The organism is Streptomyces sp. NPDC006309 (genome assembly GCF_040613095.1).
In the GTDB taxonomy this organism is placed as follows: domain Bacteria; phylum Actinomycetota; class Actinomycetes; order Streptomycetales; family Streptomycetaceae; genus Streptomyces.
The window spans coordinates 41,205-67,178 of record NZ_JBEXRO010000023.1 but is presented as its reverse complement, the minus strand read 5'-3'; the positions used below and the strand labels follow the sequence as shown (position 1 = coordinate 67,178).

Here is a 25,974-nt window from a genome sequence, read left to right as displayed (position 1 = left end):
CGGCTGAACGCGCGGCCTCCCGCGGTCGCCGTCCGGAGCAGCGTCAGGACCGCCGCGCCACGACCGCCGGATCGTCCAGCACCGCCCGCACGACCGAGTGGGCGGCGCCCAGCAGCGGGCCCTGCGGACCGATCCGGGACACCGTCACCGGGCAGGCCGGGCCCGCCGTCCGGCCCGTCAGCTCCCTCTCCAGTGACGGCAGCAGCCAGGGCGAGAGTCCGGCCAGGGCACCGCCCATGACCACGGTCTCGGGGTCGAGCAGGTTGACCGCCCCGGTCAGGGCGATGCCGAGGGCCGTACCCGCCTCCCGGAGCGCGGCCCGTACCCCTTCGTCGCCCTCCTCGGCGCGCTCCGCGAGCAGCCCCACCAGATCCTCGCGGGGCTCCAGCCCGGCCGCGCGCCGCACCGCCTCCTCGCCCGCGTACTGCTCCAGGCAGCCCCGGCCGCCGCACGGACAGGGGGGACCGTCCGGCCGGACGGGCACATGACCCAGCTCGCCCGCGAATCCCCGGGCGCCGCGCAGCAGCCGGCCGTCCACGACGAGCGCGGCACCGATGCCGATCTCCGCCGACACGTGGAGGAAGTCCCCGGGCGTGCCGGCGCCGAGCCACAGTTCGGCCAAGGCGCCGAAGTTGGCCTCGTTGTCCACGGTCAGCGGCCATCCGCCGGGCATCAGGGGGGCGAGATCGGTGTCGTGCCAGTCCAGGTTGGGGGCTCGTACGACCGTGTGTCCGTCCCTCGCCACCAGTCCGGGCACGGCGACAGCGAGCCCGGCGGGCCAGAGCCCCGCCCGTTCGGCCTCCGCGACGACCTGGCGGATCAGTGCCGTCAGCTCCGCGGTCACCGGCTCGGGCGCCCGGCTCCGATTGGTCCCGCGCAGCTCCGCCCGCGCCCGGACCTCGCCGCGCAGGTCGACCGCGCACACCGCGAGATGGTCGACGCCTATCTCGGCCCCGATACCGGCCGGGCCCCGGGCGCTCACCGCGAGCGCCGACCCCGGCCGGCCCACCCGGCCCGGCCGTTCCGGGCCCAGTTCCTCCAGCAGCCCCCAGCGGACCAGATCGTCCACCAGGGTCGACACCGCCGCCCGCGTCAGGCCGATCCGCGAGGCGACCGCCGCCCGGGACAGCGAGCCCTCCGCACTGACGGCGTGCATCACCCGGGCAAGATTGCGCCGGCGCATGCCCTGCTGGGTGTCCGGCAGGGCGCGACCGGTGCCCGGTGGGCGCGCCTCGCGCTGCGGTTCGGTCATGCCTCCGTCAATCCTCGGTGTCCACGGCCCGGCTCCGCGCAGGCGGCCGGGGTCACTCGGTCCGCGGCCCCCGCTCCAGCAGCGGGGACGCGTCGGAGAGTACCCCGGTGATCCGGTCCAGCGTCGTCCGGTCCCGCTCCACGGCCTCCAGGACCGGTCCGGCCGCGGTGTTCCAGCGGCGGGCCACCGCCGCGGGATCCTCGCCGGTCAGCAGCCCCGCCGCCTGCGCCGCCGCACCGAGGGCGACCAGTTCCCGGGCCTCCGGCACCTGCACGGGCCGCCCCGACAGCCGGCGCACGGTCTGCTGCCAGGCCGCCCCCCGGGCCCCGCCGCCGATCAGCAGCAACGGAACGCTGCGGTCCGCGTCCGCGTCGAGGACCAGGTCGAGAGCCCCCAGCAGCGCGTGCACGGCACCGTCGTAGGCGGCCTGGAGCAGTTGGCCCGCGGTCGTGTCGTGCCGAAGCCCGTGCAGCAGACCGGATGCGTGCGGCAGATTCGGGGTGCGCTCGCCGTCCAGGTACGGCAGCAGCGTCACCGAGCCGCCGGACTCCACGGCCTCCCGGTCGCGGCCCAGCAGAGCCGCGACGCGGTCCACGGCGAGCGTGCAGTTCAGAGTGCAGGCCAGCGGCAGCCAGTCCCCGCGCGCGTCGGCGAAGCCCGCCACCGTGCCGGTCGGATCGGCCGGGCGGTGCCTGGAGACGGCGTACACCGTGCCGGACGTACCGAGGCTCAGCACCGGGGTGCCGGGCCGCAGACCGAGGCCCAGGGCCGCCGCCGCGTTGTCACCGGTGCCCGCGGCCACCAGCGTGCCCTTGGAGAACGGCAGGTCGTGGCCGTCGCGCACGGTGCCCGCAACCTCGCCGGACCGCACCACCCGGGGCAGCAGCGCCGGGTCGAGGCCGACGTGCGCGAGGGTCTCCTCGTCGTACGCCTCCGTCCCGGACGCCCACCAGCCGGTGCCCGAGACGTCGCCGCGGTCGGTGGTGCCCTGCCCGGTCAGGCGTTCGGTGAGGTAGTCGTGGGGGAGCCGTACCGCTTCGGTCGCACGGACCGCCTCCGGCTCGTGCTCCGCGAGCCACGCCCATTTGGTGACCGTAAAGGACGCGCCGGGCACACTGCCGGTGCGCTCCGCCCACGCCTTCGGCCCGCCCAGCTCCGCCACCAGGCGGCGGGCCTGCGGCGCCGAACGGACGTCGTTCCACAGCAGCGCCGGCCGGACCGGCTCACCCTGGCCGTCCAGCGTGACCAGGCCGTGCTGCTGGCCGCCGATCGACACGGCCGCCGCCTCGTGCGCCGCGTCGCCGCACTGGCGCAACGCCGCGCACAGCGCGTCCCACCACTGGCGTGGATCGCTCTCCCGGGCCGCCCCGGTGGTCACGGTGTGCGGCGCCTGGCCGCTCGCCACGACCTGACCGGTGGCCGCGTCGACGACCAGCGCCTTCGTGGACTGGGTGGACGTGTCCACGCCGACGACGAGCGGACCCTCGGCTGCTGACATCGGACTCTCCCTCTTCCGCGGCTGCGCGGGATGTGCGGTGGTCTGACGAAGACACCTCGTGGTCGAAACATCTTGTCTCTTCCCACCGGTGCGTGCGCATACTAATTTGTAAAGCGCCATGACGAATAGTCGTACGCAGCAAGGAGCCGCGGCATGAACTACCAGCCCACCCCCGAGGACAGGTTCACCTTCGGCCTGTGGACCGTCGGCTGGCAGGGAAGGGACCCGTTCGGGGACGCCACCCGCCGTGCCCTCGACCCCGCCGAGACGGTGCAGCGCCTGGCCGAGCTGGGCGCCCACGGAGTGACCTTCCACGACGACGACCTGATCCCCTTCGGCTCCTCGGACACCGAGCGCGAGTCGCACATCAAGCGGTTCCGCCAGGCCCTGGACGCCACCGGCATGACCGTGCCCATGGCCACCACGAATCTCTTCACGCACCCCGTCTTCAAGGACGGCGCGTTCACCGCCAACGACCTCGACGTGCGCCGCTACGCGCTGCGCAAGACGATCCGCAACATCGACCTGGCGGCCGAGCTGGGCGCGAGGACGTACGTCGCCTGGGGCGGGCGCGAGGGCGCCGAGTCCGGGGCCGCCAAGGACGTACGCGCCGCCCTCGACCGCATGAAGGAGGCCTTCGACCTCCTCGGCGAGTACGTCGTCTCCCAGGGCTACGACCTGCGCTTCGCCATCGAGCCCAAGCCGAACGAGCCCCGCGGCGACATCCTGCTGCCCACCGTCGGGCACGCGCTGGCCTTCATCGAGCGCCTGGAGCGGCCCGAGCTGTACGGGGTCAACCCGGAGGTCGGCCACGAGCAGATGGCCGGCCTGAACTTCCCGCACGGCATCGCGCAGGCCCTGTGGGCGGGCAAGCTCTTCCACATCGACCTCAACGGCCAGTCCGGCATCAAGTACGACCAGGACCTGCGGTTCGGCGCCGGTGACCTGCGCTCCGCCTTCTGGCTCGTCGACCTCCTGGAGAGCGCCGGTTACGACGGGCCCCGCCACTTCGACTTCAAGCCGCCGCGGACCGAGGACCTCGACGGCGTGTGGGAGTCGGCGGTGGGCTGCATGCGCAACTACCTCATCCTCAAGGAGCGTGCGGCCGCCTTCCGTGCCGACCCCGAGGTGCAGGAGGCGCTGCGGGCGTCGCGGCTGGACCAGCTGGCCCAGCCGACCGCGTCCGACGGTCTGGAGGCCCTGCTCGCCGACCGCGCGTCCTTCGAGGACTTCGACGTGGAAGCCGCCGCCGCTCGCGGCATGGCCTTCGAACGACTCGACCAGCTGGCCATGGACCACCTGCTCGGAGCCCGGGGCTGAAACAGCGGGCGGGCCGGGGCGAGCGGCAGCAGCTCACCCCGGCCCGCCCGGCCCAAGGCCGGTGTCAGTGCCCCTCGGGCACAGGATGCGGGAGTCCTCGTCTTCACCCACACCGCGACCCGGCCCACCCGCGCGGGGTCGGACGGCAGAACCGGAGACAGCAGCGGACCGGTTCGGAGGGATCGGACATCGGTGCCGAGGGCATCGTCTCCACGACTCAGCCGCACTCCTCAGATTCGACTACTCGGTCGGATCGCCGGAGCACAGCACGCCGAGACCGTCCCGGCCTGCCGACGTGACCACCGGGCTGACTTCACGGCCTGTTCCACCGCGGGTACTCGTCCGCGCCCCGGAAGGGCGCGTCTCAGGGATGTCTCAGGGTTCGCAGCCGGAACCCCGGGGAGCGGGCGGCCGTTCTCAGACCAGAGAGCGGCAGTGGCCGCGAAGGAGGCGACGTACATGTCCAAGAACGCGAAGATCGCCGCAGGGGGCGTGGCGGTCGGGCTGATCCTGCTGATCTGGCTGCCCTGGTGGGTGACGTTCCTGATCGTGGTCGGCGTTCCGGTCGCCGCGTACCTGACGCTGGACCCGTCCCAGCGGCGCAGACTGCGCCGGGCCTCCCGCAAGGAGATCGGCCGCTGACACACCTGGCCCACCGCCGGGGATCGCTCGCGCAGCGCCGGCCCCGACAAGCCGGGCCGCCGGGGGATCGCGTCAGCTCGCGGGGCGCGGTTCCCGGTGGCATACGGCGGTCTCTGTTCGGCCGGCCCGGCTCACAGGGGTCGTACGGCCATCTTGTCCAGCGCCTCCAGCAGGCCCGGCAGCTCGGGGCCCCGGCCCACCGGCAGGACCACGCCGGGTTTCTCGTCGAGCAGAACGAACGCGATGTCGTCGGTGCGGGCCACGATCGACCAGCCGGGACCGTCGGCGCGCAGCGTACGGGCCTCACCCGGAGCGAACGACGAGCGGACCCGGCCGAGGGGTGGCGGCGAGTCGAGGTAGGCACGCGCCTGCGCGAGTACCCGGCGCACTCCCGCGCGACCGCCCGTCGAAGCGCCCGCGCCGCCCTTCGTGCCCTTCGGGTCCGCCGCGGCTTCCTCGTCTTCTGGCGAGGACCCGGTCGCTGCCGAGCGCTCAGCAGGAGCGTTGAAGTCGGTGTCGCTGATCTGCTGCCGCCAGGCCGCCCACTGGAGCGCGATCTCGTCGGCGCCCAGACGGCGCTGTGCCGACCCCCAGACTCGGGTGTCCGGTGGGCGCAGCGCCGGGCCGCCCGCCGTCTCGGGAGGCGGGTCGTGCGGAGCGGGCACGCCGGGTGCCGCGACGGCGACGGCCAGGGGCCACCCCGGCAGCGCGGTCACGACCGCGTGCTCGTCCGGTGACAGCTCGTACTCCATGCCGCAGTCCCAGGACGCGATCGCCACGGCGACCAGCGAGACGTCGTCGATGACGACCGTCCAGCGGGCGCCGTCCCCGTCCTGGCCCAGCACCAAGCCGTACCCGTCGGCGCGAGGGGCGAGACCCAGGGCGGCGCAGGCCTCCGGGTAGTCGTCGCCCAGCACGCTCGGGAACTGCGCCGGCGTCAGCAGTACCGCCGTCAGCACATAGAGCGCATCGTCCGCGGCGGCGACGGCCGCATCGTCCGTCCCGGCCATCCCAGCCTCCCCAGTGGTTCATCCATCGGCGCGCACCTTAGTGCGAGCGGAAGCCGCTTGTCACGGGCCCACACAGCGGCGGAGCAGCAGGTTTCCGCCTGGACAGGGGCGAAACGCCCACCTGCGGGACGTGGCGACCTCCTCAGGCCGCGGGCAGCCCGAGAAGGTCGCGGGCCACCGCACCGGGCGGCTGGGCGCGCTCCCGGGCCAGGGCGACGACCGCCCGGCAGGCCAGCTCGCTCACCCCGAACGACAGCGCCTCCGGGGACACCCAGGCCGCCGCCTCCTCCACCCCGTCCTGGTCGTCCTGCGCACGGGCGACCACATAGACGGCCGCCGCTTCGAACAAGTTGTGCGTGCGCCGCTCACGGGCATCCGCCGGCTGCGCGTGCGTGGAGATGCGGAGCCTGGCGGCGTATCTGCGGACCATGTCGAACACGTGGATCACCCTCTCGTACAGGATCAGTTCGATCGTTCAACTGCTCCTCTCTAACGTAGAGTTGCCGTTTCGACGACATAAGGGGACGACACGGTGGAGCGGTTCGAGCGGCTCGGTCAGATCCGCCTGCTGGACCCGGTGAGGGACGCGCCGGAGATCTACCGGATCAGTGTGACCCTCGAGTTCCCCTGGGACTACACGCGTGCCCTCGAGCTGGCTCTCTACCGCACCTACGCCGTGCCGAGCATCGGGCGGCTGCTGGCGCGGACGGCGGAGCTGACCGAGCGCACGCAGAAGCGGTACGACGACACCTCGCTGCTCCTCGACACCATTGTGGAACACGGCTTCACCGCGGCGCAGGGGCGTACGGCGATCCGTCGCATCAACCAGATGCACCGCAGCTACGACATCAGCGACGACGACATGCGGTACGTGCTGAGCACCTTCGTCGTGGTGCCCCGGCGCTGGATCGACGCCTACGGCTGGCGGCGGCTGTCCCGGCACGAGGTCGTCGCCACCGCGGAGTACTACCGCACCCTCGGCCGGCACATGGGCATCCCCGGCGTTCCGAAGACCTACGAGGGATTCGAAGCCCTTCTCGACGCCTACGAGGAGGCCCACTTCGGCTGGGACGAGGGGGCCCGCCGTGTCTCCGACGCCACCCTCGGCCTGATGGCGTCCTGGTACCCGCGGCCCTTGGCACCCTTGCTGCGTACGGCGACGCTCGCCCTGCTGGACGAGCCGCTGCTGCGCGCCTTCCGCTACCCGCGACCCGCCGCGGCCACCTCCGCGCTGGTGCGTCGCGCCGTACGGACGCGGGGCCGGCTGGTCCGGCTGCTGCCGCCGCGCCGCACCCCGCACTTCGCACGCCAGAACCGGGAGATCAGGGGATACCCGAACGGCTACCGCGTGGCCGACCTCGGCACCCGCCCGGTCCCCGGGCTGCGCGGCTGCCCGGTGCGGCCCCGGGACGGCTCAGCGGCCGATCCCGTCGAGTGACGTCAGGGTGTCGCGCAGCCAGGCCAGTTCGGTCCGGCTCGTGGCCCGGGCGATGGTGAGCACACCCTGCCGGAACGGGTCGTCCAGCTCCTCGGCGCGCAGCGGCCGGTCGCCCTCGTAGAAGAAACTCGCCGGCTCCTCGAGGAAGGCCAGCCGGCGCCGCAGTACGGCCGCCTGCGCGGCGGGATCCGCCAGGTGCCGGAGGAACGCCAGCAGCGTGAACCAGTGGTTCTCGTCGGTGATCTCGCGCTGTGCGGGCTCGGCGAGCCGGCGCTTCAGCTCGCCCCTGCCCTCCTCCGTCAGCCTCAGCACATGGCGGGGGGCGGCCACCGCACCGGGCTCGGTGGCCCGCACCAGCAGACCAGCCTTCTCCAGCCGCTTGATCGCCGGGTACAGAGTGCTCTCGGCGACAGGGCGCACGTGGCCGGTGAGCGCGGCGATGTGACGGCGCAGGACGTACCCGTGCAGCGGGGCGTCGTACAGGAAACCCAGGATGGCGAGTTCGAGCATGACCGCATTCTTCCTCACGCATACATCGCCGCAGCATTAGAACGGTGACGATATACATCGTTGCCGATGTATCTTGGGTCATCGAAGACGTCAGGGAGGGGAGGGGCGCGGTGCAGCAGGCCACGTTCGACAGCAGGGGAAGCCACATCCGGTGGACCGAGGCGCCGGGAGCGGAGCCCGCCCGGGTGTATCTGCACGGGCTCGGATCGATGTCCACCGCGTATCACGCACACATCGCGGCCAGGCCCGCCCTCGCGGGCCGGCGCACTCTCTTCGTGGACCTTCCCGGACACGGCACGAGCGACCGCCCCCAGGACTTCGGCTACACGCTGGAGGAACACGCCGACGCGGTTGCGGCTGCCCTGGACGCGGCGGGGGCCGCCGGTGCCGAACTGATCGGGCACAGCATGGGCGGCGCCGTAGCCGTCGTGCTCGCCCACCGGTGGCCCGGCCTCGTCTCCCGGCTGGTCCTCACGGAGGCCAACCTGGACGCCTTCCCGCCGGTGACCGCGGCCAGCAGCAAAATCGCCTCCTACGAAGAGAACGAGTTCGTCGAGAGGGGGTACGCGCGCGTGCTCGACGCCGTCGGCCCGTTGTGGGCGGCCACCATGCGGCTGGCGGACCCCCGTGCCCTGCACCGCAGCGCCGTCGGTCTGCGCCGGGGTACGGATCCTGTGATGCGCACACTCCTGGAGGACGCGCCCGTCGACCGTGTCTTCCTCCAGGGCGCACACAGCGGGGAACTCGCGGGGCGGGACGGTCTGGAATCGGCCGGGGTACGGGTGGTGACGGTGCCCGGAGCCGGGCACAACGTCATGTTCGACAATCCCGGTGCCTTCGCGGCAGCGGTCGCCGGAACCGGCTGACCCCCACCCTCCGGGGCGTCAGTCCTCGCGGACCGCGAGCACGAGGAACCGCGCCTCCTCGTCGGCGTACGAGGTCATACGCCATCCCGAACGGCCCAGGAGCGGACCGAGATTGCCCTCGGCGCGCAGGTCGTCAGGGGTGATCCGGCGGCCATGACGTGCTGCCAGGGCCGCGCGCCCGATGGGATGGAAGAGGGCGAGGGTGCCGCCCGGCCTGACCACGCGGGCCAGTTCCCGCAGGTTGTCCGCCGGATGTGGCAGGTGGGCGATCAGGCCGGCGGCGAACACGGCGTCCAGGCCCCCTGGGCGCAGCGGCAGCGCGGCGACGTCCGCGAGCAGCAGCCGGCCGTCGCGGTCCCTGCCCGCCCGTACGGCGGCCCGGAGCATCGCCGGGGTCAGATCGGCGCCCAGTACCGCCCCGGAGCGGCCCACGGAGGCCCGCAGAGGAGGCAGGGCGCGCCCCGTGCCGCACCCGGCGTCCAGCACGCGGTCACCCTCCCGCAGCCCGAGACGGGAGACGGCGGCGGCATAGGCGGGCCCGTCGTCCGGGAACCGGCTGTCCCAGTCGGCCGCCCGCGCGGTGAAGAACTCCTGGACGTGTGTGTGGTCGTCACTCATGTTCCGCATGATCTCCCACCGCCATGCGGAGAGACTCCGGGAAGGAGGTGCTGATCCGGCTCGTCGAGTGAGCCGGGCGGGGCACACCGCCCGGCTCCGGGAGTCGCGTGGCTGAACTCGCCGCTCAGGCCGTCAGGTCCCGCACGGCCACCACGTTGTCGATGGTGACGCGGACGAGCAGTTCGCCCGGCACGCCATTGCGCGCGCCGTACTCCTCGGCGCGCGCCTGACCCATGTACCGGGCAGCGATCCGGGTGGCCCAAAGACGCACCTCGGCCAGGTCCTCCGACAACCGGGCCCGGCCGCTCAACACCACGAAGTGGAAGGGCGGACGGTCGTCGTCCATGCAGAGGGCAACCCGGCCGTCACGGGCCAGATTGCGTCCCTTCACCGTGTCCTTGCCGGTGTTGAAGACCAGTTCGTCCCCGTCGAGCACGAACCAGATCGGAGCCACATGCGGGCTCCCGTCCGCGCGAACGGTGGACAGCTTGCCGGTGCGAGTGCCGTCCGAGACGAACGCCCGCCACTCCTCATCGGTCATCTTCTCTGCCATGGCCCCATCCTGCTTGCCCGCACGCCGGTCGTGGGGAAGGCTGGCGGAGAGGTTCCTCCAGCCAGGGGGAGACATCACACGGGGAGGGACATGGTGCAGAACCAGGGACTCGGCTGGCTCCTGGACGATCTGACCCAGCGGGTGGACCACGTGCGCCACGCGCTGGTCCTGTCGAACGACGGACTGGTCACGGGAGCGAGTACAGGCCTGCGCCGCGAGGACGCCGAGCATCTGGCAGCCGTCGCGTCCGGCCTGCACAGCCTCGCCAAGGGATCGGGACGCCACTTCGGTGCGGGCAGGGTGCGTCAGACGATGATCGAGTACGACGATGCCGTGCTGTTCGTGACCGCGGCCGGCGCCGGCAGCTGTCTGTGCGTGCTGAGCGGGGCGGAGGCCGACATCGGTCAGATCGCCTATGAGATGACCCTGCTCGTCAACCGGGTCGGCGAACACCTCGGCGTCGGCGCCAGACAACCCGAGAAGACGCGTATCGCGGACGCCTGACCAGCGTCTTCTTCCAGTGCGTCGAGTTATCCACAGGCTCGCCACGGGTTGCGACGAAGCGGCTACGGTGTGTGCACGGCGAACGCGCAGGGCGTGAGCCACTCACTCCACGGGGGAGTACGACCATGTCGGCAAACACCGTCGGCCCGACCCGTTCCAGCCGCTGCACACCCAGTCGTGCCGCTCGGGAACTGGAGCTCAAGCGAGGCGAGTTCGACCTCGCCGTGCACCTCGGCCGCATCCGGACCGTGCCAGACGAGGGCGGGGGCGCAGACCGCCGGGTGGAACGGGCGGAGATCGACCGCCTCCGGTCGCAGGACGGCTTCCCCGACACCCTGCGCGAGCGCGTGCGGGTCATGGGCACCGCGGAGGGCGCCGCCCTCATGGACATCTCGGCCGGCCGCTTCACCCGGCTCGCCCGACTCGGCCTGCTCGTGCCCATGAAGTTCTACCTCAACCGCTACCGGGCCGTGGTCTGGCTCTATCTGGCGGAAGAACTGAGGGAGTTCGCCGCGGACGCGAAGAACACGGGCCTGCTCAAGGGCATCACACCCGAGAGCCTGCGCGGCCAGCTGGCGGCCGGAGTGGACCTGCGGGCCCGCAACTGGCGGGGGCGCCGCCTGGGAATCCTGCTGCGGCAGGCGGAGCATCCCTGGGCCCGCGCCGGGGCCGTGGCCGCCTTCCTCACCGCCACCGAGGTCGCCGACATCGTCAGGGACCCGCAGGAGCGCGCCTACCTGAACCGATTCCGCCCGGTCCCACCCGGTCAAAGCGCTCCCGGAACGCCCTCCGGGGAACTTGCCGAGCGGATCATGACCGCGCAGGACGCGGATGAAATCGGCTGGCTGCGCAGCGACCTGGCTCGCGCGATGGAAGAGGCCCGCACCCTCTCGCCCGCCACGCGCCCCGCCGCCCGCCGCGTTCCGCCGGCGATCCGGGCGGCGGCGCGGCCCATCCCGCCGATGGCGCGCACGGTCACCCGGCCCGCGGAGGACACGGCGCGGTTCCCTGGTCCGGCGACGCGGTCCGGGTATCGCGCGCCGCGACCGTCTGAACCGACGATGCGACCGTCTGAACCGGCGACGGGACTTTTTGGGACGCCGGCGCACCGATGCGGGCCGGCGGCGCGAGCGCCCGAGCCGGTGACCCGGCCGCTCGGGCGGGCGACACGACCGCCGGGATCGGCGACCCGGCCGACACAGACGGCGGCACGGCCCCGGCCGCGGGTGGTGCGACCGGCAGCCGTACTCCTCTCACTGGGACACGAGACCGAAGGGACCGGCCAGGCGGCGACCCCCGGCGCGCGGCGAACGCCGCGGTCGGTGCCGCAGTCACCGCCGGAAGCCGCGCGGCCCTCCCGTGGTCTGCGAGCCTGGCTGCGGTGGAGAGGCCCACGAGCCGCACGGGTCCGACCACATCGCCGGCAGCTGCCGTCGGGTGTCACAGGGCCCTGAACAGGCCTTCCTGGACGACCGAGACGAGCAGCCGTCCCCGTACGTCGTAGATGCGACCGCGGGCCAGGCCGCGCCCGCCGGTGGCGATCGGCGACTCCTGGTCGTACAGGAACCACTCGTCCGCCCGGAACGGCCGGTGGAACCACATGGCGTGGTCCAGAGAGGCCATATCGAAGTTCCGCGGTCCCCACAGCGGCTCGACCGGGATACGCACCGCGTCCAGGAGGGTCATGTCACTGGCGTAGGTCAGCGCGCAGGTGTGCACCAGCGGGTCATCGCCGAGCGGGCCGACCGCGCGCATCCACACGGCGCTGCGCGGCTCGGCGCCCTGGATCTCGTCGGCGTTCCAGCGCAGGCGGTCGACGTACCGGATGTCGAACGGCTGGCGGCGTGCCATCCGTTCCAACTGCTCGGGCAGCGCGCCGAGATGCTTGCGTATCTCCTCGGTGACCGTAGGCAGCGACTCGGGGTCCGGCACCTCACGGGCCGGCGGGAGCTGGTGCTCGAACGATCCTTCCTCAGGCTTGTGAAAGGAGGCGGTCAGATTGAAGATCGTGCGGCCCTGCTGCACGGCCGTGACCCGGCGCGTGGTGAACGAGCGCCCGTCGCGGACCCGCTCCACCTGGTACACGATCGGCACGCCGGGACGGCCCGGGCGCAGGAAGTACGCGTGCAGCGAGTGCACCGGGCGCTCGCCGTCCGTGGTGCGGCCGGCGGCGACCAGGGCCTGTCCTGCCACCTGGCCGCCGAAAACCCGCTGGAGGGATTCCTGCGGACTGCGGCCACGGAAGATGTTGACCTCGATCTGCTCCAGGTCCAGCAGGTCGACCAGTCTCTCGGCCGGATTCGTCATCGGTGGGTTTCTCCTGTGCTCACAGCTGGCCGACATCGGTGACGCGGACGACCGCGCGGCCCTCGGCGTCCGAGGCCGTGAGGTCGACCTCTGCGCTGATGCCCCAGTCGTGGTCGTCGTTCGGGTCGTCGAAGATCTGGCGGACGCGCCACAGAGCGTTCTCCGGCTCCTCGTGGATGACGAGCAACTTGGGGCCGCGGGCGTCGGGGCCGGTGCCGAGGTCGTCGTACTCGTCCCAGTACTTGTCCATCGCCTCGCCCCACGCGTCGGCGTCCCAGCCGGACTCGGCGTCCATCTCGCCCAGTTCCTCGACGTGGTCGAGGGCGGCCAGCTCCACGCGGCGGAACATGGCGTTGCGGACGAGGACGCGGAAGGCGCGGGCGTTGGCGGTGACCGGCTTGACCTCGTCGGCCTTCTCCTGGGCCTCCTCGGCGGTCATCTCCGCCGGGTTGGCCAGCTGCTCCCATTCGTCCAGCAGGCTGGAGTCCACCTGGCGCACCATCTCGCCCAGCCACTCGATCAGGTCCTGGAGATCCTCGGACTTGAGGTCGTCCGGGATGGTGTGGTCGAGGGTCTTGTAGGCACTGGCGAGGTAGCGCAGCACGATGCCCTCGGTGCGGGCCAGCTCGTAGTGGGACACCAGCTCCGTGAAGGACATCGCCCGCTCGTACATGTCCCGGACGACCGACTTCGGGGACAGCGGGTGGTCGCCCACCCACGGGTGGCTCTTGCGGTAGGTGTCGTACGCGTGGAAGAGCAGCTCCTCCAGCGGTTTCGGGTACGTGATGTCCTGGAGGCGCTCCATCCGCTCCTCGTACTCGACACCGTCCGCCTTCATCGCGGCCACGGCCTCACCGCGCGCCTTGTTCTGCTGGGCGGCCAGGATCTGCCGCGGGTCGTCCAGGGTGGATTCGACGACGGAGACCATGTCGAGGGCGTAGGACGGCGACTCGGGATCGAGGAGTTCGAACGAGGCGAGGGCGAACGTGGACAGCGGCTGGTTCAGCGCGAAGTCCTGCTGGAGGTCGACCGTGAGCCGGACGATGCGGCCCTCGGCGTCAGGCTTGTCGAGCTTCTCGATGATGCCGCCGTCGAGCAGCGAGCGGTAGATCGCGATCGCCCGGCGGATGTGCCGGAGCTGCTGCCTGCGCGGCTCGTGGTTGTCCTCCAGCAGGTGGCGCATCGCCTCGAACGCGTTGCCCGGGCGGGCGATCACCGAGAGCAGCATCGTGTGCGTCACCCGGAACCGCGAGGTCAGCGGCTCCGGATCCGACTCGATCAGCTTCTGGAAGGTGTTCTCCGTCCAGCCGACGAAGCCCTCCGGCGCCTTCTTGCGCACAACCTTGCGCCGCTTCTTCGGGTCGTCGCCCGCCTTCGCCAGCGCCTTCTCGTTCTCGACGACATGCTCCGGCGCCTGCGCGACGACGAGGCCGGCCGTGTCGAAGCCGGCCCGGCCGGCCCGGCCCGCGATCTGGTGGAACTCCCGGGCCCGCAGCGTCCGCACACGGTTGCCGTCGTACTTGGTCAGCGCCGTGAACAGCACCGTGCGGATGGGCACGTTGACACCCACGCCGAGCGTGTCCGTGCCGCAGATGACCTTCAGCAGTCCGGCCTGCGCGAGCTTCTCCACCAGGCGCCGGTACTTGGGCAGCATGCCGGCGTGGTGTACGCCGATGCCGTGCCGGACGTAACGGGAGAGGTTGCGGCCGAACTTGGTGGTGAAGCGGAAGTTGCCGATCAGTTCGGCGATCCGGTCCTTCTCCTCGCGCGAACACATGTTGATGCTCATCAGCGCCTGCGCCCGCTCCACGGCCTGCGCCTGCGTGAAGTGCACGATGTACACCGGCGCCTGCCTGGTCTCCAGCAACTCGGTGAGTGTCTCGGTGAGCGGGGTGAGCTGGTACTCGTAGGAGAGGGGCACCGGGCGCGTGGCCGAGCGGACCACCGCCGTGGGGCGGCCGGTACGGCGGGTGAGGTCCTTCTCGAAGAAGGACATGTCGCCCAGAGTGGCCGACATCAGAATGAACTGCGCTTGCGGCAGCTCCAGCAGAGGGATCTGCCACGCCCAGCCGCGGTCACCCTCGGCGTAGAAGTGGAACTCGTCCATGACGACCTGGCCGACGTCCGCGTTCCTGCCGTCGCGCAGCGCGATCGACGCCAGTACCTCGGCGGTGCAGCAGATCACGGGTGCGTCGGCGTTCACGGACGCGTCACCGGTGAGCATGCCGACGTTCTCGGTGCCGAAGATCTTGCACAGCTCGAAGAACTTCTCGGACACCAGTGCCTTGATGGGGGCCGTGTAGAAGGTGACCTCGTCGCGGGCCAGCGCCGCGAAGTGCGCGCCCGCGGCGATCATGCTCTTACCGGAACCGGTGGGTGTCGACACGATCACGTTCGCCCCGGAAACCACCTCGATCAGCGCCTCCTCCTGGTGCGTGTACAGGGTGAGGCCGCGCTCCTGCGCCCACGACTCGAAGGCTTCGTACAGGGCGTCGGGGTCGGCGGTCGGCGGCAGCTGATCGATGAGGGTCACGCCCCCATCTTGCCTGGCCTCCCGCCTGACCGGGGAATCGGCTGCGGGGCCGAAGATCACGGCCGCTACGCTGTGTCGCCGGCGCAGCGTCGCTGCACCAGGTCAACTGGACAGTGGCACACGAGGAATGGGGCGGGAAGCGGCCATGATGGGACCAGCACACTCACTGTCGGGGGCCGCGGCCTGGCTCGGCGTCGGTGCGGCCGCCGCCGCAGCCGGTCATGCGATGCCCTGGCCGGTCCTCCTCACCGGCGCGCTGATCTGCGCCGGTGCCGCGCTCGCCCCGGACCTCGACCACAAGGCGGCCACCATCTCCCGGGCCTTCGGGCCGATCTCGCGCTGGATCTGCGAGATCGTGGACAAGCTGTCGTACGCCGTCTACAAGTCGACCAGGAAGCAGGGCGACCCACGCCGCTCCGGTGGTCACCGCACGCTGACCCACACCTGGCTCTGGGCGGTGCTCATAGGCGCCGGCTGCTCAGCGGCGGCGATCACGGGCGGCCGCTGGGCGGTGCTGACGATCCTGTTCGTGCACATGGTGCTGGCGATCGAGGGCCTGCTGTGGCGGGCGGCGCGCGGTTCAAGCAGCGACGTCCTGGTCTGGCTGCTGGCGGCCGCGAGCGCGTGGATCATCGCCGGAGTGTTGGACAAGCCGGGCAACGGCTCCGACTGGCTCTTCACCGCGCCCGGGCAGGAGTACGTGTGGCTGGGGCTGCCGGTCGTGCTGGGGGCGCTGGTGCACGACATCGGGGACGCGCTGACCGTGTCCGGCTGCCCGATCCTGTGGCCGATCCCGGTGGGCCGCAAGCGCTGGTACCCGATCGGGCCGCCGAAGCCGATGCGGTTCCGGGCCGGCAGCTGGGTCGAGCTGCGCGTACTGATGCCGGTGTTCATGCTGCTCGGGGGAGTGGGCTGCGCAGCGGCCCTCAACGTGATCTGAGGAATCCTGCCCGATCAGCTCGCCTCACCCGCGTCCGCCCCGCCGTACCGGCGCTCGAACCGGGCGATGCGGCCCTCGGTGTCCACCGTGCGGGCCTTGCCCGTGTAGAAGGGGTGGCTCTCCGAGGAGATCTCCACGTCGATCACCGGGTAGGTCCGGCCGTCGTCCCAGTCGATGGTCTGCTCGCTCCGTGCGGTCGACCGGGTCAGGAACGCGTATCCGGCGACCCGGTCGCGGAAGACGACGGGGTGGTAGTCGGGCTGCTTGTCCTGCTGCATGGCGGCTCCTTCTGCGGGGCGGTCGGGCCGGTGGCGTCCGGGTCAGCCGGGGAGCGAGTCCTCGTCGACGATGTGGACCGCGGCCTCCTCGGCGGAGGCGGCGGCACCGTCGATGCCGACGTCGGTGGCGACGAGAGCGGGTTCCTCGTCCTCGTGCGCGCCCTCGTCGGGGGCCACCAGCCGGCCGGAGCGGAGGTTGCCGACCTCGTTGTCGAGGAGTTCCCCGTCCGTGCCGTCACAGTCACCGATGCCGTCGCCGCGGAGGGTGGCCAGGTCGGGCAGCTCCTCGGCGAGCCGCTGGTCGAGGCTCTCGCCCGCCTTGCGTTCGGCAGCCGTCACACCGATGTGTTCCACCGCCCACGGTCGCTCGGGAGGAGACCAGCCGCGGTCGAGCGGTTCGACGATGCCGTCGAAGTCCAGTGTGTCCTCGACGTCGAGCACCCCCGAATCCTCCGGTATCTCCGAGGCATCGGGTTGGTAGACGTCGTCCCCCCAGCCTTCGGCGCTGTCCACGAGTACCTCCAGGTGGTGAGGACGGCCGGGTGCCGCCCCAGCGGACGGCGGGCCGTCGGCGCCCGGCACGGGGGTTACGCGCCGTGAACCGGGTGGTTCCCGCGTGTTCCTCCGACCGGTGCCGCTTTCCAGCCTTCCACCCCTGCTCGGCACCGCGCAACGGCACGGACCCCGGCGAGGAGCCGGACCTCCGTACCGATGCCGGGCGCGGCCTGCGGGGCACCGGTACGGGGGCCGCACCGGCCTGGCCGGCCTGTCCCGCCTCGGCCGTGCCGGCACCGGTGCGGCGGGCGGGCGCCCTGCCCTCGGTAAGGACACCACGGCCACGGACCGGCCTATCACCGTCGTCCCAGACACCGGCCCCGGCCCAGGCCCCGCAAGCCCCGGCTCAGGCCCCGGCCCAGGCCCCGGCTCAGGCCCCGGCCCAGGCCCCGGCTCAGGCCCCGGCCCCGGCCCCGCAGGCCCCGGCCCCGGCCCCGGCTCAGGCCCCGGCACCGGCCCCGGCTCAGGCCCCGGCATCGGCACTGGCTCAGGCCCCGGCTCACGCTCAGGCCCCGGCTCCCGCCCCGGCCCCGGCCCATGCACCGGTACCCCAGTCCCGCCGTCACCCGTGCCAGGAGCGCCACAGGGCCGCGTACGCGCCGTCCGCGGTGACCAGCTCGTCGTGGCTGCCCAGCTCGCTGATCCGGCCGTTCTCCACGACGGCGATCACGTCGGCGTCGTGGGCGGTGTGCAGGCGGTGGGCGATGGCGACGACGGTGCGGCCGTCGAGGACCCGCGCCAGCGAGCGTTCGAGATGGCGGGCCGCGCGCGGGTCGAGCAGCGAGGTCGCCTCGTCCAGGACGAGGGTGTGCGGATCGGCCAGCACCAGCCGGGCCAGCGCGATCTGCTGGGCCTGCGCGGGCGTCAGGCCGAGTCCGCCGGAGCCGACCTCGGTGTCCAGGCCGTCGTCGAGCGCCCGCGCCCAGCCGTCGGCGTCGACCGCGCCCAGCGCCGCCCACAGCTCGGCGTCCGTGGCGCCGGTGCGGGCCAGCAGGAGGTTGTCGCGCAGGGAGCCCACGAAGACATGGTGTTCCTGGTTGACCAGGGCGACGTGCGAGCGTACGCGTTCCGCGGGCATGCGGGACAGCTCCGCCCCGCCCAGGGTGACCCGGCCCTCCCGAGGTGCGTAGATCCCGGCGAGCAGTCGGCCCAGGGTCGACTTGCCCGCGCCGGACGGACCGACCAGGGCCAGCCGGGTGCCCGGCGGGACCTCCAGGGAGACCGTGCGGAGCACGTCGACGCCCTCGCGGTAGCCGAAGCGCACCCGGTCGGCGCGCACGTCCCGTCCGTCGGGAGCCAGCGAGGCGTCTCCCGCCTCCGGCTCGACCTCCCGCACCCCGACCAGGCGGGCCAGCGAGACCTGGGCGACCTGCACCTCGTCGTACCAACGCAGGATCAGGTTCACCGGGTCGACGAGCATCTGCGCGATGAGCGCCCCGGTGGTCAGCCGGCCCACGTCCAGCCAGCCGTGCAGGACGAGCACCCCGCCGACCATCAGGACCGAGCCGAGCACGATGACGTGCACGGCGCTGATGACCGGGAAGAGCACCGAGCGGAGCCAGAGGGTGTAGCGCTCCCAGGCGGTCCACTCCTTGATCCGCCGTTCGGAGAGGGCGATGCGGCGGGCGCCGAGGCGGTGCGCCTCGATGGTGTGGCCCGCGTCCACGGTCTCGGCGAGCGCGGCGGCGACGGCGGCGTACCCGGCGGCCTCGGAGCGGTAGCCGGAGGGTGCCCGCTTGAAGTACCAGCGGCAGCCGGCCACCAGTACCGGTACGGCGAGCAGAACGGCGGCGGCCAGTGGCGGGGCCGTCACCACGAGCCCGCCGAGCAGCAGCAGGGCCCACACGAAACCGATGGCCAGTTGCGGCACGGCCTCGCGCATCGCGTTGGCCAGCCGGTCGATGTCGGTGGTGATCCGGGACAGCAGGTCCCCGGTGCCGGCCCGCTCCAGCACGCCCGGCGGCAGCCCTACGGACCGGACGAGGAAGTCCTCGCGCAGGTCGGCCAGCATCCGCTCGCCGAGCATCGCGCCCCGCAGCCGTACCTGCCGGACGAAGACGGCCTGCACGGCCAGTGCCAGTACGAAGAGCGTGACGGTCAGGCCCAGGTGCAGTTCCCGGGAGTCGTCCGTCACCCGCTGGACCAGGTCGCCGAGCAGGTAGGGACCCGCCATGGAGGCGATCACGGCCACCGTGTTGACGGTGACGAGCAGCAGGAAGGCCCGGCGGTGCCGGCGGAACAGCTCGGTGACGTACGCGCGCACGGTGGCGGCGGTGCCGACGGGCAGGGTGGTGGCGGTGGTCGGGGCCGCCGGGTCGTATGCCGGGGGCGCGACGCCGATCATGCGCTTTCCTCCATCTCATCCAGTTCCATCAGCACGCCCACGTCGGAACCGGCGGGCCTCCCGTCGGTTCCGGCCCGTCCCTCACGCGTTCCGGCCAGTTCCTCGTCGGTCTCCCGGGTCACCACGGCCCGGTACCGCGGCTCGCTGTCGACCAGTTCCCGGTGGGTGCCGACCGCGACGACCTCCCTCTCGTGGACCAGGACGACCCGGTCCGCGCGGTCGAGCAGCAGCGGGGAGGAGGTGAACGCGACCGTCGTCCGCCCCGACCGCAGCCTGCGCAGTCCGTCCGCGATACGTGCCTCGGTGTGCGAGTCGACCGCGGAGGTCGGCTCGTCCAGTACCAGCACCTCCGGATCGGTGATCAGCGACCTGGCGAGCGCGAGTCGCTGCCGCTGGCCGCCCGACAGGGAGCGTCCGCGCTCGGTGATGCGGGCGTCCATCGGGTCGGCGGCGTCCAGGGAACCCTGCACGAGCGCGTCCAGTACGTCCTCGCACTGGGCCGCGGCCAGCGCGTCCGCGGCCCGGACGGCTCCCGAGGCGGGTACGTCGAGCAGCTCGCGCAGGGTGCCGGACAGCAGCACCGGGTCCTTGTCCTGGACGAGGACGGCGGTCCGGGCGGTGCTGAGGGCCAACTCGTCCAGGGGTACCCCACCGAGGAGCACAGAGCGGTCCGGTTCCGCCGGGTGGCCGCCCAGCCGCTCGGCGAGCGTGCCCGCCGCGTCCGGGTCGCCGCACACCACGGCCGTGAACCGGCCGGAGGGGGCGAGCAGACCGGTCACCGGGTCGTACAGGTCACCGGCCGGCACCCCGGCCGCAGCTCCCCCTTCGGCCTCGGCCCAGTACTGGTGCTTCCCGTGCCTGTCTCCGTCCCTGTCCCCGTCCGCGTCCTCGTCCGTGCGGAGGGGAGCCGTGGACCGCTCCAGCGACAGCACCCGGGCCGCCCGCGTGGCCGAGGGGCGGGAGAAGGAGTACGCCATGGCGATCTCCTCGAAGTGCCGCAGCGGGTAGTTGAGGATCATGACGGCGCTGTAGACGGTGACGAGTTCGCCGACCGTGATCCGGCCCTGGCGGGCCAGGTGGACGCCGTGCCAGACGACGGCGATGAGCAGCAGTCCGGGCAGCAGTACCTGGACGGCGGAGATCAGCGACCACATCCGGGCGCTGCGCACGGCGGCGTGCCGTACCTCCTGGGAGGCGTGGCGGTAGCGGTCGAGGAACAGCTCCTCGCCGCCGATGCCGCGCAGCACCCGCAGTCCGGCGACGGTGTCCGAGGCCAGCTCGGTGGCCCGGCCGGCCTTCGCGCGCTGTTCGTCGGCGCGGCGCGTCGCCCGGGGCAGCAGGGGCAGCACCGCGAGTGCCACGACGGGCAGCCCGACGGCGACGACCACGCCGAGCGCCGGCTGGTAGACGAGCAGGCCGACGCAGACGATCACGACGGTCAGTGCGGCGGCGGTGAAACGGGAGACGGCTTCGACGAACCAGCCGATCTTCTCCACGTCACCGGTGGAGACGGCCACGACCTCGCCGGCCGCGACCCGCCGGGTCAGGGCGGAGCCCAGCAGGGCGGCCCTGCGGGCCAGCAGTTGCTGGAGGCGGGCGGCGGCGGTGATCCAGTTGGTGACGGCGGACCGGTGCAGGAAGGTGTCGCCGATCGCGATGGCCGTGCCGCAGACCAGCATCAGACCACCCGTCAGGGCCAGCCGGGTACCGGAGCGGTCGATGACCGCCTGCACGGCCAGACCGACACAGAAGGGCAGCGCGGAGACGCCGACGAAGTGCAGCAGGCCCCAGGCGAGCGCCTTCAGTTGTCCGCCCAGCTGGTTGCGCCAGAGCCACCACAGGAATCGGGGACCCGAACGCGCGTCGGGGACGCCCGGATCGGAATAAGGAAGGTCTTGGATCTGCATGACGTCCCAGTGGCTCGTGTCAGGGAGGAGAAGAGGGCGATGAGCGGCAGCAAGCCGTGAAAGGTTCGCGTCGCACGGAGGTGAATTTCAAACGGTTTTCCTGCCGGGCCCCGCGGAGTCCGCGGGTTCCGGCCAGACACCGGAAGCACAGGGCGGCACATTGTTCGAAGCGTCGTCACCCGACACGGTGAACGCCCGAGACATCGCACGATCGACCGGAGCGTGATGCCACCATGAGCGGGTGCAGATCGACAGTGCGCGGCGCATGACGCTCGCGGCGGCGGCCTTCGGAACCCTTCTCGCGACGCTCTCCGCCTGCGGCACGGCCGCCCCCCGACCCGCCTCCGACCGCGGCCCGCACGGTGCTCATGCCCCGCTGGGGCCGACTCCCACCGTGTCGTCCGACCCCGCGACCGATCCGACGCGCATCCCGGGCGTCGGCGACCGCCTGTACCGGCGGATTCCCGCCGGTTCCCGCCAGGTCGTGGCCGTGTACGGCGAGGACGACGAGTCGTCCGAGTCCAGGCTGGTGCTGTACACGCGGCGGGGCGCCGCGTGGCGCCCGGTGGGCAGTTGGCCCGCTCACAACGGGCGCGGCGGCTGGACCACCGATCACCACGAGGGTGACCAGCGCAGCCCGATCGGCGTGTTCACCCTCACCGACGCGGGCGGTGTACTCCCCGACCCGGGAACCCGGCTGCCCTACGACCAGGACGAGGACGCCTACGCGCCCCCGGCGGAGTGGGACGAGGCACACCAGCACGACTTCGACTACGTCATCGCCATCGACTACAACCGCCTCCGGGGCACCCCGCCGCGCGACGCCACCCGCCCCGGGGGCCCCGGCAAGGGCGGCGGCATCTGGCTGCACATGGACCACGGCAGCGGCACCTCGGCCTGCGTCAGCGTCTCCAAGGAGGCCATGGAGCACCTGCTGCGCACGCTCGACCCCGCGCGCGATCCTGTCGTCGTGATGGGCGACCGCGCCACCCTGACGGCCTAGCGGCGGCGCCGGGCCGGCGGCTGCCGCGTCATCGATGCGCCGGGCCGTCCTTCCGTGTCGGTGAACCTGCCGCAGGGGGTGTGTCCACCACGTCCACGTCGCTCGCGCGGACGTACGCGAGCCGGTGGCCGAGCTGGATCTCGTAGTAGCGTTCCCGGCCCCAGACGACCGGGTTGGGCGTGTCGGTGAAGGACGACCTGGCGGTGTAGGAGCTGCCGACGCGGGACTGCGTGACGTACCGCTGGCCCGCGAGGAGGCTGTACGGGAGCGGTGATTCGGGCTGCTCCGGCACGTCGTCCGGGTAGGCGTCCTCCTCCGGGAGGGCCCGTCCGTACACCGGGATCTCGTCCCGGCCCTGCTTCGGTGTGACCATGCGCCCGGCCGCACCGACGGCGGTGGGCTGCTTCTTGGGGTTCTTGAACCACGCTTTGTGGCCCTGGTACCAGATGGCGGTCCAGTCACCGTCGCGGCCGGCGACCGCGAAGGTCTGGCCGGTGGAGACCCGGGATCCCAGGTCGTTGACGTCCTCCGTGGAGTCGTCGCCGTCGGGCTTGCGGCCCGGGTCCTGGATCAGCGGTGCGGCCTCGTCCGGTTCGGTGTGCAGACGTACGGCGCTGGAGCCGTGCGGCGGACACGGTGAACCGCTCTCGGCGCACCCCGTGTACCGCGGCTTGTTCTTGGCGAAGTCCGGCAGGATGGTCACCATGTCGCTGTCGGGTCCCCCCGTCGCCCGCAGCGGCGCGCCCAGGAGGTCGAAGTAGTGCCGCCAGTCCCAGAAGGGGCCGGGGTCGTCGTGCATGTCGGGGATCGCGTCGGCGGTCGGGGACGGCACGTTGTCGTGGCCGAAGATGTGCTGCCGGTCGAGCGGGATGCCGTACTTCTTCGCCAGGTACCGCACCAGGCGGGCCGAGGCCCGGTACATCGGTTCCGAGTACCAGGTGCCGGGCTGCCTGAGGAAACCCTCGTGTTCGATGCCGATGGAGCGGGCGTTCACGAACTGGCTGCCGGAGTGCCAGGCCTCGTCCTTCGTCCTGACGTGCTGGATGACGTGGCCGTCGCTGGAGCGGATCGAGTAGTGCCAGGACGACTCCGTCGGGTCCTGGACGGTTTTGAGCATGTTCGGCAGCACGGCCTCGGTGTCGTGGATGACGATGTACTCGATCGACTGGTCGCGGGGCCGGTCGGCGAGGTCGTGGTTGCCGTACTCGTTGTCGTCGATCTCCTCGTACGGCGCGCCGAGCCAGTCGCAGGACAGCTCGGCCGGGCACTCGACGTTCTTCGGCTGCCGGGAGGGGTGGGGGCGGGTGTGCGGCCGCACGCCGGGGGTGGCGGGAAGGGTGACGTCCTGTCCTTCGGCCGTCGTGCGGTGCGTTCCCCGCCGGATGAGGGCGAAGACGTCGTCGGCGTAGGTCGCGGCCGACGTGACGTCCCGGGTGCCCGGGAAGCGCGCCACCGCCTCCCACCAGTCGGCCGGGTCGGCGCTGAGCTTGTTGCCGAGCTGCCGCTGCGTGGCCGCCAGGAGCGCCGCGCCGCCGCGCACGTTCGCGGCGGCGTCCGTCCGCAGGCGTCCGGCGGGGGACTGGATCAGCCGGGCCGCCTGCCGCAGGTCCGCGGGCTGTACGGCGCGGCTGGACGCGGCGTCCGTGGTGCCCTCGACGGGCGGCCCCGCCGCCCCCACGAGAGGCGGGGTGAGGCCCCCCTCCGGTGGCCGCGGGCTGGGTTCCCGGGCCGGGGCCTGGCCGCGCCGGGCGTCCACCAGGTGCATCGGCCCGAAGCCGCCCGCGACGCTGGGCGCGCCCGGATGGGAGTCCCACCGGGACTGCATGTAGGACACGCTCATGAGCACGCTGCGCGGTACGTGGAACTCGCGCGCGGCGTCCGTGAAGGCGTCCTCGAGGCGCCGGTCCGCCGCATCGTCGGTGCCGTACATCGGGAGGATCAGCAGGGGCGACAGCACAGCCGCCGACGCGATCACGCATGCCGTCCTGCGGCACCTCCGGACGACTCCGGGCACTTGTGCGGCGACTCTTCTTCTCATTGCGGGCTCCCAACCAGGCTCGGCACGACCAGGACAAAGGTGTTGCCCTGCCGTCACACCACCCCTCGTAGGTTTCCGTGCCCGGCGCGCCGCGTCGTGGCGAGCGTCACCGGGGTGGACCAGCGGCCCGGCATAGGCCACCCGGTCGGCGGCAGTGACTCCGCCTCCTGGGGCACGACGTGCGACCGCGGGCGGGCTTCAGTCCTCGACCGGATCCACCTGCCAGTCGGGGTGGCCGGGCATGGGCGGAGTGTGCGCCCCGTACAGCCACGGGGTCAGGAAGGGGCGCAGGTCCTCGCCCGCGATCCGGGACGCGAGCGCGGTGAAGTCGCGGGTGCCGGCCGCGCGGCCCCGGTACTCGGTCACCCAGGCCCGCTCGATCCTGTCGAAGGTCTCCGTACCGACCTTCTCCCGCAGCGCGAACAACACCAGCGCCGAGCCGTCGTACCGCATGACCTTGAAGAGGGTCGCCTCGCCGGGTTCGGCCGGCGCCCCGTCGTCGTGCCGCCACTGGTCGTGCTGTTCGTAGGCCGCCCGCATCGCGGACTCCAGGCTCACGCCGCCGTGCTCTTCGGAGTACAGACGTTCGTAGAAGCGGGCGTGTCCCTCGCTGAGCCACAGGTCGGACCAGCGCCGGATGGCGACGCTGTCACCCGTCCAGTGGTGCGTCAGTTCGTGGACGAGATTGCGTTCGGCGTCGACCCGGTCACCCAGCAGGTCGTCCTTCGGTACGACGGACAGCGACTGTGTCTCCAGCGCCACGGGCAGGTCGGTGTCCCCGACCAGCACGCCGTAGCGGCGGAACGGGTACGGGCCGAGCCGCCGTTCCAGCCAGGCCAGGTGCTCCGCAGTGAGCGAGCGGTGGGCCTCGGTGTCCGTGACCAGGGCGTCGGGGACCACGTCGCGGACGGGCAGCCCGTGCGGGCCGATGCTGTCGACGAACGTGAACCTCCCGATCGCCATCTGGACCAGTTGTGCCGCGATCGGCTGTTCGGAGTCGTAGGTCCATCGGACGCGGCCGTCCGGCCGCCGGACGGTGCCGACGAGCCGGCCGTTGGCCACCGCGGTGAGCCCCGCGGGGGTGGTGATCCGGAAGGTGACCGGTGCCCGCAGGCTCGGGTGGTCGTTCGCCGGGAAGATCATCTTGGCGCCGTCGGGCTGCGCGCAGAGCAGGGTGCCGTCGGGCGTGGGGACCCAGCCGTAGTCCTGGATGGCGTCGTCGCGGTGCCGGCTGCGGGCCGGGTCGGCGGTGTAGGTGACGCGGACGGTGAATGTGGTGCCGCGGGGAATCGGCTTCGCGGGTGTGACGACGAGTTCGTCGGCTCTGCGCGAGGCGGTGGCCCGCGTGCCGTCGACGGTGACCTGGTGCAGCGTGTTGCCCGCGAAGTCCAGGTCGAAGCGGGACAGGGCCTGGGTGGCGGTGGCGCTGATGGTGGCGCCGGCCTCGAACGGCGTCCGGGGTGCCCGCCAGTCGAAGTCGAGCGCGTATCGGCGGACGGTGTAGCCGCCGTTGCCGGCCAGCGGCATCAGCGGGTCGCCGATGCCCGGCGCGCCGGGAGACGGGGCCGGGCCGGCCGAGGCGCCGGGGGCGGGAGTGCCGCGGCCCCCGTGCCTGTCTTCGCCGGCGAAGAGGAGCCCACCGGGGAATGCGAGGGAACCGGTGAGTGCGAGCGTCCCGGTGACTGCGACGGCTCCGGTGACGGCGAGGGCCAGCGCCGTGTGCCGTGCGCGGAGGGCCTGGCGGCGACGCGGACGGCGGGGGTCCGGATGCCTGGGCCGCGCCTTCACCGGCGGAGTTCGTGGGTGTCGCGGCGCCGGGAGGACCGGCTCGCGGCCGTGTGCCTCAAGGGACTGGCGG

General features: G+C 72.4%; 22 protein-coding genes and 1 pseudogene. 8 read left to right on the top strand and 15 right to left on the bottom strand.

Annotation, left to right across the window (positions count from 1 at the left end):
* Positions 1 to 43: 43 nt before the first annotated feature.
* Positions 44 to 1,252 (bottom strand): ROK family transcriptional regulator, encoded by a 1,209-nt coding sequence (locus ABZ117_RS26250; protein WP_356824252.1) that lies wholly within the window; start codon positions 1,250 to 1,252, stop codon positions 44 to 46.
* Positions 1,253 to 1,304: 52 nt separating this feature from the next.
* Positions 1,305 to 2,750: a xylulokinase gene (gene xylB, locus ABZ117_RS26245; RefSeq protein WP_356824251.1), complete on the bottom strand. Its 1,446-nt coding sequence runs from the start codon at positions 2,748 to 2,750 to the stop codon at positions 1,305 to 1,307.
* Positions 2,751 to 2,903: 153 nt separating this feature from the next.
* Between xylB and xylA the strand changes: the two genes are divergently transcribed.
* Both xylA and ABZ117_RS26235 read left to right on the top strand, forming a co-directional pair.
* Complete coding sequence (gene xylA, locus ABZ117_RS26240) at positions 2,904 to 4,070, top strand: xylose isomerase (protein WP_356824250.1); 1,167 nt, start codon at positions 2,904 to 2,906, stop codon at positions 4,068 to 4,070.
* A 459-nt stretch (positions 4,071 to 4,529) separates the two neighbouring features.
* The gene (locus ABZ117_RS26235; RefSeq protein ID WP_356824249.1) at positions 4,530 to 4,712 is read left to right on the top strand and encodes a hypothetical protein; all 183 of its coding nucleotides are present in this window, start codon (positions 4,530 to 4,532) and stop codon (positions 4,710 to 4,712) included.
* A gap of 131 nt (positions 4,713 to 4,843) precedes the next feature.
* Here ABZ117_RS26235 and ABZ117_RS26230 read toward each other — a convergent pair whose 3' ends face one another.
* Positions 4,844 to 5,722: a hypothetical protein gene (locus ABZ117_RS26230; protein WP_356824248.1), complete on the bottom strand. Its 879-nt coding sequence runs from the start codon at positions 5,720 to 5,722 to the stop codon at positions 4,844 to 4,846.
* Positions 5,723 to 5,864: 142 nt separating this feature from the next.
* Complete coding sequence (locus ABZ117_RS26225) at positions 5,865 to 6,161, bottom strand: hypothetical protein (RefSeq protein ID WP_356824247.1); 297 nt, start codon at positions 6,159 to 6,161, stop codon at positions 5,865 to 5,867.
* A 93-nt stretch (positions 6,162 to 6,254) separates the two neighbouring features.
* On the opposite strand from ABZ117_RS26225, the gene ABZ117_RS26220 reads away from it, so the two are divergent.
* Positions 6,255 to 7,160, top strand: coding sequence for an oxygenase MpaB family protein (locus tag ABZ117_RS26220; RefSeq protein ID WP_356824246.1), 906 nt, complete (start codon positions 6,255 to 6,257; stop codon positions 7,158 to 7,160).
* On the opposite strand, the gene ABZ117_RS26215 is transcribed toward ABZ117_RS26220, so the two are convergent.
* The gene (locus ABZ117_RS26215; protein WP_356824245.1) at positions 7,137 to 7,670 is read right to left on the bottom strand and encodes a PadR family transcriptional regulator; all 534 of its coding nucleotides are present in this window, start codon (positions 7,668 to 7,670) and stop codon (positions 7,137 to 7,139) included. The two genes, ABZ117_RS26220 and ABZ117_RS26215, sit on opposite strands and share 24 nt — an antisense overlap.
* Before the next feature lie 110 nt (positions 7,671 to 7,780).
* On the opposite strand from ABZ117_RS26215, the gene ABZ117_RS26210 reads away from it, so the two are divergent.
* On the top strand, positions 7,781 to 8,536 hold the full coding sequence (locus ABZ117_RS26210; RefSeq protein ID WP_356824302.1) for an alpha/beta hydrolase: 756 nt from the start codon (positions 7,781 to 7,783) through the stop codon (positions 8,534 to 8,536).
* 18 nt (positions 8,537 to 8,554) lie between these two features.
* Here the strand turns inward: ABZ117_RS26210 and ABZ117_RS26205 are convergent, their stop codons facing one another.
* Positions 8,555 to 9,154 carry a class I SAM-dependent methyltransferase gene (locus tag ABZ117_RS26205; RefSeq protein WP_356824244.1) on the bottom strand — a complete coding sequence of 200 codons (600 nt, stop codon included), beginning with the start codon at positions 9,152 to 9,154 and terminating at the stop codon, positions 8,555 to 8,557.
* 124 nt (positions 9,155 to 9,278) lie between these two features.
* Positions 9,279 to 9,707: a PPOX class F420-dependent oxidoreductase gene (locus ABZ117_RS26200; protein ID WP_356824243.1), complete on the bottom strand. Its 429-nt coding sequence runs from the start codon at positions 9,705 to 9,707 to the stop codon at positions 9,279 to 9,281.
* A gap of 90 nt (positions 9,708 to 9,797) precedes the next feature.
* On the opposite strand from ABZ117_RS26200, the gene ABZ117_RS26195 reads away from it, so the two are divergent.
* Both ABZ117_RS26195 and ABZ117_RS26190 read left to right on the top strand, forming a co-directional pair.
* Positions 9,798 to 10,211, top strand: coding sequence for a roadblock/LC7 domain-containing protein (locus tag ABZ117_RS26195; protein WP_356824242.1), 414 nt, complete (start codon positions 9,798 to 9,800; stop codon positions 10,209 to 10,211).
* Positions 10,212 to 10,336: 125 nt separating this feature from the next.
* Positions 10,337 to 11,125, top strand: a pseudogene (locus tag ABZ117_RS26190) (DUF6397 family protein); the annotation flags it as partial.
* A gap of 526 nt (positions 11,126 to 11,651) precedes the next feature.
* Here the strand turns inward: ABZ117_RS26190 and ABZ117_RS26185 are convergent.
* Complete coding sequence (locus ABZ117_RS26185) at positions 11,652 to 12,518, bottom strand: acyl-CoA thioesterase II (RefSeq protein ID WP_356824241.1); 867 nt, start codon at positions 12,516 to 12,518, stop codon at positions 11,652 to 11,654.
* Between the two features lie 19 nt (positions 12,519 to 12,537).
* A complete protein-coding gene (locus ABZ117_RS26180) occupies positions 12,538 to 15,051 on the bottom strand; it encodes a DUF3516 domain-containing protein (RefSeq protein ID WP_356824240.1) in 2,514 nt (837 codons plus the stop codon).
* A 145-nt stretch (positions 15,052 to 15,196) separates the two neighbouring features.
* Between ABZ117_RS26180 and ABZ117_RS26175 the strand changes: the two genes are divergently transcribed.
* Positions 15,197 to 15,991, top strand: a complete 795-nt coding sequence (locus ABZ117_RS26175) for a metal-dependent hydrolase (protein ID WP_356824239.1) — start codon at positions 15,197 to 15,199, stop codon at positions 15,989 to 15,991.
* Between the two features lie 14 nt (positions 15,992 to 16,005).
* On the opposite strand, the gene ABZ117_RS26170 is transcribed toward ABZ117_RS26175, so the two are convergent.
* The 4 genes from ABZ117_RS26170 to ABZ117_RS26155 form a co-directional block, all read right to left on the bottom strand.
* Positions 16,006 to 16,269, bottom strand: coding sequence for a type B 50S ribosomal protein L31 (locus ABZ117_RS26170; protein ID WP_356824238.1), 264 nt, complete (start codon positions 16,267 to 16,269; stop codon positions 16,006 to 16,008).
* 42 nt (positions 16,270 to 16,311) lie between these two features.
* Positions 16,312 to 16,782 carry a DUF5709 domain-containing protein gene (locus ABZ117_RS26165; protein WP_356824237.1) on the bottom strand — a complete coding sequence of 157 codons (471 nt, stop codon included), beginning with the start codon at positions 16,780 to 16,782 and terminating at the stop codon, positions 16,312 to 16,314.
* A 604-nt stretch (positions 16,783 to 17,386) separates the two neighbouring features.
* Positions 17,387 to 19,168: an ABC transporter ATP-binding protein gene (locus ABZ117_RS26160; protein ID WP_356824236.1), complete on the bottom strand. Its 1,782-nt coding sequence runs from the start codon at positions 19,166 to 19,168 to the stop codon at positions 17,387 to 17,389.
* The gene (locus ABZ117_RS26155; RefSeq protein ID WP_356824235.1) at positions 19,165 to 21,075 is read right to left on the bottom strand and encodes an ABC transporter ATP-binding protein; all 1,911 of its coding nucleotides are present in this window, start codon (positions 21,073 to 21,075) and stop codon (positions 19,165 to 19,167) included. Before ABZ117_RS26155 ends, ABZ117_RS26160 begins: the two co-directional genes overlap by 4 nt.
* A 265-nt stretch (positions 21,076 to 21,340) precedes the next feature.
* Here ABZ117_RS26155 and ABZ117_RS26150 point away from each other — a divergent pair, with 265 nt between their 5' ends.
* A complete protein-coding gene (locus tag ABZ117_RS26150; protein ID WP_356824301.1) occupies positions 21,341 to 22,078 on the top strand; it encodes a L,D-transpeptidase family protein in 738 nt (245 codons plus the stop codon).
* Between the two features lie 28 nt (positions 22,079 to 22,106).
* On the opposite strand, the gene ABZ117_RS26145 is transcribed toward ABZ117_RS26150, so the two are convergent.
* Entirely contained in the window at positions 22,107 to 24,053 is a 1,947-nt protein-coding gene (locus tag ABZ117_RS26145) for an N-acetylmuramoyl-L-alanine amidase (RefSeq protein ID WP_356824234.1), read from the bottom strand.
* Between the two features lie 261 nt (positions 24,054 to 24,314).
* Positions 24,315 to 25,904, bottom strand: a complete 1,590-nt coding sequence (locus ABZ117_RS26140; protein ID WP_356824233.1) for a M1 family metallopeptidase — start codon at positions 25,902 to 25,904, stop codon at positions 24,315 to 24,317.
* Positions 25,905 to 25,974: the final 70 nt, after the last annotated feature.